10 protein-coding genes are annotated in these 8508 nt (G+C 65.8%); 4 read left to right on the plus strand and 6 right to left on the minus strand.

Translation table 11 applies throughout. The features are described 5' to 3' along the window. Positions 1 to 48: 48 nt before the first annotated feature. From OXQ33_RS10570 to gltX, 4 genes are all read right to left on the minus strand, one after another. On the minus strand, positions 49 to 216 hold the full coding sequence (locus OXQ33_RS10570; protein WP_267434639.1) for a Trm112 family protein: 168 nt from the start codon (positions 214 to 216) through the stop codon (positions 49 to 51). Further along, a complete protein-coding gene (locus OXQ33_RS10575) occupies positions 213 to 818 on the minus strand; it encodes an LON peptidase substrate-binding domain-containing protein (protein WP_267434640.1) in 606 nt (201 codons plus the stop codon). Before OXQ33_RS10575 ends, OXQ33_RS10570 begins: the two co-directional genes overlap by 4 nt. Positions 819 to 823: 5 nt before the next feature. Continuing rightward, positions 824 to 1720, minus strand: coding sequence for a tetratricopeptide repeat protein (locus tag OXQ33_RS10580; protein WP_267434658.1), 897 nt, complete (start codon positions 1718 to 1720; stop codon positions 824 to 826). Between the two features lie 87 nt (positions 1721 to 1807). Beyond that, on the minus strand, positions 1808 to 3133 hold the full coding sequence (gltX, locus tag OXQ33_RS10585; RefSeq protein ID WP_267434641.1) for a glutamate--tRNA ligase: 1326 nt from the start codon (positions 3131 to 3133) through the stop codon (positions 1808 to 1810). Positions 3134 to 3232: 99 nt separating this feature from the next. Between gltX and OXQ33_RS10590 the strand changes: the two genes are divergently transcribed. Then, the gene (locus OXQ33_RS10590; RefSeq protein WP_267434642.1) at positions 3233 to 4168 is read left to right on the plus strand and encodes a ribose-phosphate pyrophosphokinase; all 936 of its coding nucleotides are present in this window, start codon (positions 3233 to 3235) and stop codon (positions 4166 to 4168) included. A gap of 169 nt (positions 4169 to 4337) precedes the next feature. On the opposite strand, the gene OXQ33_RS10595 is transcribed toward OXQ33_RS10590, so the two are convergent. Further along, positions 4338 to 4670, minus strand: coding sequence for a PilZ domain-containing protein (locus OXQ33_RS10595; RefSeq protein WP_267434643.1), 333 nt, complete (start codon positions 4668 to 4670; stop codon positions 4338 to 4340). Positions 4671 to 4695: 25 nt separating this feature from the next. After that, positions 4696 to 5229: a sterol desaturase family protein gene (locus tag OXQ33_RS10600; RefSeq protein ID WP_267434644.1), complete on the minus strand. Its 534-nt coding sequence runs from the start codon at positions 5227 to 5229 to the stop codon at positions 4696 to 4698. A 195-nt stretch (positions 5230 to 5424) separates the two neighbouring features. Between OXQ33_RS10600 and sucC the strand changes: the two genes are divergently transcribed. From sucC to OXQ33_RS10615, 3 genes are all read left to right on the plus strand, one after another. Then, a complete protein-coding gene (gene sucC / locus OXQ33_RS10605) occupies positions 5425 to 6624 on the plus strand; it encodes an ADP-forming succinate--CoA ligase subunit beta (RefSeq protein WP_267434645.1) in 1200 nt (399 codons plus the stop codon). Positions 6625 to 6776: 152 nt separating this feature from the next. Then, positions 6777 to 7526: an electron transfer flavoprotein subunit beta/FixA family protein gene (locus OXQ33_RS10610; protein ID WP_267434646.1), complete on the plus strand. Its 750-nt coding sequence runs from the start codon at positions 6777 to 6779 to the stop codon at positions 7524 to 7526. After that, entirely contained in the window at positions 7523 to 8449 is a 927-nt protein-coding gene (locus OXQ33_RS10615; RefSeq protein ID WP_267434647.1) for an electron transfer flavoprotein subunit alpha/FixB family protein, read from the plus strand. Before OXQ33_RS10610 ends, OXQ33_RS10615 begins: the two co-directional genes overlap by 4 nt. Positions 8450 to 8508: the final 59 nt, after the last annotated feature.

The raw sequence follows: 8508 nt of genomic DNA on the forward strand, positions 1-8508 counted from the left end.
TTGCTCAGGCTGAACGGAGGGGGAATAGACTGGACAGGGGCCGGGGGATCAAATCTCCCGCGCTTCCTCGACCAGCATCACCGGCACCCCGTCCCGGATCGGATAGGCCAGCCCCGCCGCCTTCGACACCAGTTCCTGGGCGTCTTCATCATAACGCAAAGGCGTCCGGGTGACCGGGCACACCAATCGTTCGAGCAACCATGGGTCCAGGCTCATTGCAACGTCACCCGATCCTCGCCGTCATGGCGACCGAAGAATTGCATCAACTGGATGATCAGCTCGGCGCGCTGTTCCAGGTCGACCGCCTCCAGCAGCGCCTGTTTCGCCGCCACGTCGAAGGGCGCGATCTGGGCGATGCCGTTGACCAGGCTCTCGTCATCCAGCCGCCCGACCGCGTCCCAATCGACCGCATAGCCCTGTAGCTCGGCGAAGCGGCGCGATTCCTGTTCCAGCGAGGCGCGGCGACCCAGCGACAACAAATCCTCGTCCACCACCGGCAGCAGCTCCGCCTCGACCTGGCGGAACGGCGTCGTCACCTCCAACTCGCGGACGATGCGGAACAGCGACACGCCCTCCAGCACCAGATTGTAGCGGCCATCCTCCATCGCCTCGACCTCGGCGATGCGTCCGACGCATCCCAGTTGATAGAGGCTGGGCGTATCGCCCTCGCCCGAGGGTTGGACCATGCCGATCCGTCGATCGCGCGCCATGGCGTCGGAGACGAGCGCCCGGTAGCGCGGCTCGAAGATATGCAGCGGGAGCGGCATCCCCGGAAAGAGAATCGCACCCGCCAGCGGAAAGATCGAGAGCCGCGCCACCCCCCTTATCCGAACAGGATGGCGGACAGCCGCCGCCGCTGCTGCGACACCCAGGGGTCGGTCATGCCGACCACCTCGAACAGCTTGAGCAGTTGCTGGCGCGCGGCATCCTCGTTCCAGCTACGGTCGGCGGCGACGATGTGGAGGAGGTTGTCCGCCGCGCCGTCGCGGTCGCCCGCCGCCATCTGCGCGTTGGCCAGGGCGAAACGCTTTTCGTGATCGTCGGGATTGGCCGCGACCTCGGCCGCCAGATCGGCATAGTCCGCCGCCGGAGGGGCCGAACGCGCCAGCGCCACGGCGGCCACCGCGCGGTGGATGGCGGGATCGTTGGCGAGCCCCTCGGGCAGCGCCTCGGTCGCGGCTTCGGCCTCCTCGACTCGCCCGGCGGCGATCAGCGCGCGGATACGACCCGACAGCACCGCGGGATGCTCGGGCGCCATGTCGAGCAACTGCTCGAAGATCGACAAGGCGCGCTCGGCGTCGCCCGCCTCCAGCACTTCCTCGCCCATCGCGATCAGCGGTTCCAGCTCGGCTGCCGCGTCCGCCGCCTCCGACTGGATCGGCAATTGCTTGAGCAACTGGTCCAGCGTCGCGCGCAACGCGCTTTCCGTGCGCGCGCTGGTCAGGTCGGCGACCAGCTGGCCCTGGAACATCGCATAGACGGTCGGGATCGAGCGGATCTGGAATTGGTTGGCGATGAACTGGTTCTTGTCGGTGTCGATCTTGGCCAGCACCACGCCCTTGTCGGCATAGGCCTCCGCGACCTTCTCCAGGGTCGGGCCCAGCGCCTTGCACGGGCCGCACCATTCCGCCCAGAAATCGAGGATGACCAGCTTGGTCATCGACGGCTCGACGACATCGCGGCGGAAGGCGGTGACGGCTTCCTTGTCGGCGGGCGACATTCCCAACGTGGCCAAAAGACGCTCCTTCATGTGTTGCTGGGCCCTATGTGGGCGAAGGGGTGCGGGAATGGAAGGTGGGGCGGTAAATCAGCCGTTCAGCCGCGCGATCGTCCGCTCGCGCCCGATCAGCGGCAGCAGCGCGGCCATGTCCGGCCCCTGCGCGCGGCCGGTCAGCGCGAGTCGCAGCGGCAGGAATAGCGCCTTGCCCTTGCGCCCCGTCGCGTCCTTCAGCGCGGCGGTCAGCGCGTGCCAGGGATCGGTCGCCCAGTCGATCCGCGCGGCAACCTCCGCCGCCTGGGTCAGATAGGCTCGATCCTCCTCGGACGGGGCGGGCGCATCGACCGGCCCCTCGATCACCTGCCACCAGTCGGCGGCCTCGGCGACGGTGTAGAGGTTAGGGCGCACCGCTTCCCACTCCACCTCGCCCATACCAGTCGGCAGCCGATCGGCGACCGCTTCATAGGGCGTCTGGTTGAGGATGCGCGCGTTCAACTGCGCCAACTCCGCCTCATCGAAGCGCGCGGGCGCACGACCGAAGCGGGCAAAGTCGAACCCGGCGATCAGCGGAGCCATGTCGGCGACCGGCTCGACCGGATCGCTGGTCCCGATCCGGGCGAGAAGCGCGCGCACCGCCTGCGCCTCGATCCCGATCTCGCGGAAATGATCGACGCCCAGCGAGCCGAGTCGCTTGGACAGCTTGCCCTCGTTGCCGGTCAGCAGTGCCGCATGGGCGAAGCGCGGCAGTTCCGCCTTCAGCGCCTGGAACATCTGAATCTGGAGTGCGGTGTTGGAGACGTGATCCTCGCCGCGCACCACCTGGGTCACGCCCATGTCGATATCGTCGATCACCGAGGGCAGCATATAAAGCCATGTCCCGTCGGCACGGCGGATGACGGGATCGCTCATCGTCGCGGGGTCGAAGCGCTGGGGCCCACGCACCGCATCGTCCCATTCGATCGGCGCGCCATGATCCAGCTTGAAGCGCCAATGCGGGCGAACGCCCTCGGCCTCCAGCTTGGCGCGATCCTCTTCGGTCAGCGACAGCGCGGCACGATCGTACACCGGCGGCAGGCCGCGCCCGAGCTGAATCTTGCGCTTCAGATCGAGTTCCTGCGCGCTCTCATAGGCCGGATAGACATGGCCGCCCGCGACCAAGTCGGCGAACCGCGCTTCATACAAGGCGAAACGCTGCGACTGGCGCACCTCGGCATCGGGGATCAGCCCCAGCCAGGCCAAATCCGCCCGGATCGCCTCGACATAGCGTTCCTCGCTCCGCTCGGCATCGGTGTCGTCGATGCGCAGCAGGAAGCGCCCGCCAGCCTTTTGCGCGTACATCCAATTGTGCAGCGCGGTGCGGATATTGCCGACATGCAGCCGCCCGGTGGGCGAGGGAGCGAAACGGGTCACGGTCATGATGCTTGCCCATAATCGGGGAATCACCTTTGCGCTATTGTGACAGCGCGATTAAAGGGGCCGCGACTGAAGGGCTGTCTGCGGGGACGGGGTACCACCATGAAATTGATGACCGGCAATTCGAACCTGCCGCTGGCGAAGGCCGTTTCCTCCTATCTGGAGGTGCCGCTGACCGAGGCTTTGGTGCGCCGTTTCGCCGATGAGGAAATCTTCGTCGAGATCCAGGAGAATGTGCGCGGCGAGGACGTGTTCGTGATCCAGTCGACCGGCTATCCGGTCAACGACAACCTCATGGAATTGCTGATCATGATCGACGCGCTGAAGCGCGCGTCGGCGCGGCGGATCACCGCGGTCATCCCCTATTTCGGCTATGCGCGCCAGGACCGGAAGCCGGGTCCGCGCACCCCGATCTCGGCCAAGCTGGTCGCCAATCTGATCACCGTGGCGGGTGCCGACCGCGTCCTGTCGGTCGACCTGCATGCCGGTCAGATTCAGGGCTTTTTCGATATCCCGACCGACAATCTCTATGCCGCGCCGGTCATGTCGGCGGACATATTGGCGCGCTTCAAGCACGACAACCTGATGGTCGTGTCGCCCGACGTCGGCGGCGTGGTCCGCGCGCGCCAGCTCGCCAAGCGGCTGAACAACGCCCCCCTCGCCATCGTCGACAAGCGCCGCGAGCGCGCGGGCGAGTCGGAGGTGATGAACATCATCGGTGACGTCGAGGGCCGCTTCTGCATCCTGATCGACGACATCGTCGACTCGGCGGGCACGCTGTGCAACGCCGCCGCCGCGCTCCGCCAGGCGGGGGCGGAGGACGTGGTGGCCTATGTCACCCATGGCGTGCTGTCGGGCGGCGCGGTGGCGCGGGTCGAGGGCTCGGAACTGCGCGAACTGGTCATCACCGACTCGATCGGCAACCACGAGTCGATCGGTGCCACGGCCAAGATTCGCCACCTGCCCATCGCCCCGCTGCTGGGCGAGGCGATCAAGCGCATCGCCGACGAGACGAGCGTGTCGAGCCTGTTCGATTGATTTGTCGACAGGGCCAGGAGCGGTAACGCTTGCGGCCCTGTCCTTATCGCGAGACCACGTCCAATCCCGTGGCCTTCGACTTCGCTCAGGCTGAACGGCGGCTGGTACGTCCAAGGCTCCGTTCACGCTGAGCGAAGTCGAAGCGCACGTTCATCGCTCAGCCCTTACCCTACTGGTTGCCCAGCGCCGCGATATGCTCGAACACCGCCGGGTGGAGCGGCTTGGAAAAGGCGCAGCCATATTTGAAGCCGTCGCGCCAGGCGATCACCGCCTCCATGGGGGCGAGGCCCGGCAGGGTCAGCCAGACGATCGTGCCCGGCCACAGGGTAAAGCTGGTTTCGGCGCGAAAACCGTGCTGCGACAGGTCGACCACGTCGATCTCGAACCGGGTCTGTCCCTTGTCGCGAAGATGGGCGCGCATCCGCACCGCATGACGCAGGGTACGACGGAGTTCCTGGCCGGCGACCGGCTCGAACGGCGGGGTGAAGACCGGTTTTTCCATGACTCCGGTTCTATCCGAAATAAGGTTACTTTTTCGACAACAGCCCGTCCTGTTCGGCTGCGCCCCCGACCGGACGGCGTACCCCGGCGCGCGAACGCCGCTTGAGTTCGGCCTTCAACGCCTCCGGCCTGGGGGCGACCAGAAAGCCGAAGCTGACCGTGCCCTCCTTGGTTTCGACGACATGGTGCAGCCGGTGCGCCTGGATGATCCGCTTCATATAATCCGACTTGGGCAGATAGCGGGTCGGCAGCCGCTTGTGCACGATGACATCGTGAAAGCCGAAATAGATCGCGCCGTAAGCCGCGATTCCCGCGCCGATCCAGGTGAAGCCGCTCCACCAGCCCAGTTGCGCTCCGCCCAGGATCATCACGAAGGACGGCACCGCGAAAATCGCGGCGTACAGGTCGTTCAGTTCCCAATTGCCGGTGCGCGGGCGATGATGGCTTTCGTGGAGGAACCAGCCCGGCCCGTGCATGATCCAACGATGCGCCGCATAGGCGAACCCCTCCATGAAGATCACGGTACCGAGGAACAGGAGAATGCCGAGAGCCCAATGCATTCGGCCCATATAGCGCGGCTGCTCTGCTTTTGCTCGTAATTCCGTTCGTCACCCTGATCGAACGGCTTGCCGCCTCGTAATTCGCACTTGCGATGCAATTGCAATAATGCCGTTTCGGGGTGGATTTGTCCGCCCGCCTGTGCTTTAGCCGCACCCAATTTCCCTAGAACCACCCGAGAGGCGGAAGGCTAGCGCATGAACATCCACGAATATCAGGCCAAGGAATTGCTCGCCAAGTTCGGCGTGCCCGTCCCCGCCGGCTTCGCCGCGATGACCGTCGAGGAAGCTGTCGAGGCATCGTCCAAGCTCCCCGGACCGCTCTATGTCGTCAAGGCGCAGATCCATGCCGGTGGTCGCGGCAAGGGCAAGTTCAAGGAACTCGGCCCCGACGCCAAGGGCGGTGTCCGCCTGGCCAAGACCGCCGAGGAAGTCCGTGCGCACGCCACCGACATGCTGGGCAACACGCTGGTCACCATCCAGACCGGTGAGGCCGGCAAGCAGGTCAACCGCCTGTACGTCACCGACGGCGTCGACATCGCGAAGGAATTCTACCTCGCGCTGCTCGTCAACCGCGCGACCGGCCGTGTCTCGATGGTCGCCTCGACCGAGGGCGGCATGGACATCGAGACCGTGGCGCATGACACGCCGGAGAAGATCCACTCGATCGACATCGACACCGCGACCGGCTTCATGCAGCATCACGGCCGCGCCGTCGCCGCCGCGCTCGAGCTGACCGGCGACCTCGCCAAGCAGGCCGCCAACGTCGCCGCCAAGCTGTACGACGCCTTCCTGGGCACCGATGCCGAGCAGATCGAGATCAACCCGCTCGCCGTCACCGAAGACGGCAAGCTGATGGTGCTCGACGCCAAGGTCGGCTTCGACGGCAACGCCATGTTCCGTCACAAGGACCTGATGGAACTGCGCGACACCACCGAAGAAGACGCGATGGAGCTGGAGGCGTCGAAGTACGACCTGGCGTACATCAAGCTCGACGGCGACATCGGCTGCATGGTCAACGGCGCCGGCCTCGCCATGGCGACGATGGACATCATCAAGCTGAACGGCATGTTCCCGGCCAACTTCCTCGACGTCGGCGGCGGCGCGAACAAGGAGAAGGTCACCGCGGCGTTCAAGATCATCCTGAGCGATCCGGCGGTGAAGGGCATCCTGGTCAACATCTTCGGCGGCATCATGCGCTGCGACATCATCGCCGACGGCATCGTCGCGGCGGCGAAGGAAGTGAACCTGCAGGTTCCGCTGGTCGTCCGCCTCGAGGGCACCAATGTCGAGAAGGGCAAGGAAATCCTCGCCAACTCGGGTCTCGCCATCGTCCCCGCCAACGATCTGGGCGATGCCGCCAAGAAGATCGTCGCCGAGGTGCAGAAGGTCGCGTAATCCGCACCTTCGGCCCTGACGGACCGATTATAAGGGGCTCGGGCGGAAACGTCCGGGCCCCTTTCTCGTTCGGGGATGCAAGTCTTGCGATGCGCTCGCAACGCCGCCAAAGACGGCGGCATGTTTGGCTGTTCAGCCGGGAAGGAACCGCGATGAAGATCGTCGTGCCCGTGAAGCGGGTGTTGGATTATAATGTGAAGCCTCGTGTGAAGGCGGACGGGACGGGCGTCGACCTGGCGAACGTGAAGATGTCGATGAACCCGTTTGACGAGATCGCGGTGGAAGAGGCGATCCGGCTGAAGGAGAAGGGGGCGGCGACCGAGGTGGTCGTCGTCTCCATCGGCGAGCCCAAGGCGGCGGACACGCTGCGCACCGCGCTCGCCATGGGCGCGGACCGGGCCGTGCTGATCACCGCCGACCAGGCCCCCGAACCGCTCGGCGTCGCCAAGCTGCTGGCCAAGGTGGTCGAGGAGGAACAGCCCGGCCTCGTCATCCTGGGCAAGCAGGCGATCGACGGCGACAACAACCAGACCGGCCAGATGCTGGCGGGCCTGTTGGGCTGGGCGCAAGGCACCTTTGCCTCCAAGGTCGAGATCGAGGGTAACACCGCCAACGTCACCCGCGAGGTCGATGGCGGGCTGGAGACGGTGGCGCTGACTTTGCCTGCCATCGTCACCACCGACCTGCGCCTCAACGAGCCGCGCTATGCCAGCTTGCCCAACATCATGAAGGCCAAGTCCAAGCCGATGGCGACCAAGACCGCCGCTGACTACGGCGTCGACATCGCGCCGCGTTTGACGATCACCCATGTCGCCGAGCCGGGCAAGCGCCAGGCGGGCGTCAAGGTCGGCTCGGTCGATGAACTGGTCGAGAAACTCAAAGCACTGGGAGTGGCCAAGTGAAGACGCTGGTTTGGGTCGAGCATGACGGCGGAGCCGTCAAGGATGCCACGCTGGCGACCGTCACGGCGGCGGCGAAGCTGGGCGAGGTGCACCTGATCGTCGCCGGGCAGGGCGTGGATGGCGTGGCGCAAGGAGCGGCGAAGATCGCAGGCGTGGGCAAGGTCCATGTCGCCGACGACGCGGCTTATGCCAATACGCTCGCGGAAAACGTCGCGCCGCTGGTGGCCAAGCTGATGGAAAGCCACGACGCCTTCCTTGCGCCCTCGACCACCACCGGCAAGAACATCGCACCGCGCGTCGCCGCGCTGATCGACGTGATGCAGATCAGCGACATCCTGTCGGTCGAGGGGCCGGACAGCTTCACCCGGCCGATCTATGCAGGCAACGCCATCGCCACGGTGAAGACCAGCGATACGAAGCTGGTCCTGACGGTGCGTACCACCGCCTTCGAGAAGGCGGCGGACGGCGGTTCGGGCGAGGTCGAGGCGATCGCCACCACGGGCGACGCGGCCAAGTCCCGCTTCGTCGGTGCCGAGAAGGCCGAGAATGCCCGTCCCGAGCTGACCAGCGCCAAGATCATCGTCTCGGGCGGCCGGGCGCTGGGCTCGGAGGAGCAGTTCCATGCGCTGATCGACCCGCTGGCCGACAAGCTGGGGGCGGCGGTGGGTGCGTCCCGCGCGGCGGTCGATGCGGGCTATGCCCCCAACGACTATCAGGTCGGCCAGACCGGCAAGATCGTCGCTCCCGAAGTGTACGTCGCGGTCGGCATCTCGGGCGCGATCCAGCATCTGGCGGGGATGAAGGACTCCAAGATCATCGTCGCGATCAACAAGGACGAGGATGCCCCCATCTTCCAGGTGGCCGATATCGGCCTGGTCGGCGACCTCTTCACCGTCGTGCCCGAACTGACCGAAAAGGTCTGACCCACGATCCTCCCCGGCACGGGGAGGTGGCAGGCCGAAGGCCTGACGGAGGGGGATCG

This window comes from Sphingomonas sp. GM_Shp_1, assembly GCF_026540895.1.
In the GTDB taxonomy this organism is placed as follows: Bacteria; Pseudomonadota; Alphaproteobacteria; order Sphingomonadales; family Sphingomonadaceae; genus Sphingomonas.

Coding starts and splice junctions, on each gene's coding strand:
- OXQ33_RS10570 (WP_267434639.1), bottom strand. CDS start 216: ATGAGCCTGGACCCATGGTTGCTCGAACGATTGGTGTGCCCGGTCACC.
- OXQ33_RS10580 (WP_267434658.1), bottom strand. CDS start 1,720: ATGTCGCCCGCCGACAAGGAAGCCGTCACCGCCTTCCGCCGCGATGTC.
- gltX (WP_267434641.1), bottom strand. CDS start 3,133: ATGACCGTGACCCGTTTCGCTCCCTCGCCCACCGGGCGGCTGCATGTC.
- OXQ33_RS10590 (WP_267434642.1), top strand. CDS start 3,233: ATGAAATTGATGACCGGCAATTCGAACCTGCCGCTGGCGAAGGCCGTT.
- OXQ33_RS10595 (WP_267434643.1), bottom strand. CDS start 4,670: ATGGAAAAACCGGTCTTCACCCCGCCGTTCGAGCCGGTCGCCGGCCAG.
- OXQ33_RS10600 (WP_267434644.1), bottom strand. CDS start 5,229: ATGCATTGGGCTCTCGGCATTCTCCTGTTCCTCGGTACCGTGATCTTC.
- sucC (WP_267434645.1), top strand. CDS start 5,425: ATGAACATCCACGAATATCAGGCCAAGGAATTGCTCGCCAAGTTCGGC.
- OXQ33_RS10610 (WP_267434646.1), top strand. CDS start 6,777: ATGAAGATCGTCGTGCCCGTGAAGCGGGTGTTGGATTATAATGTGAAG.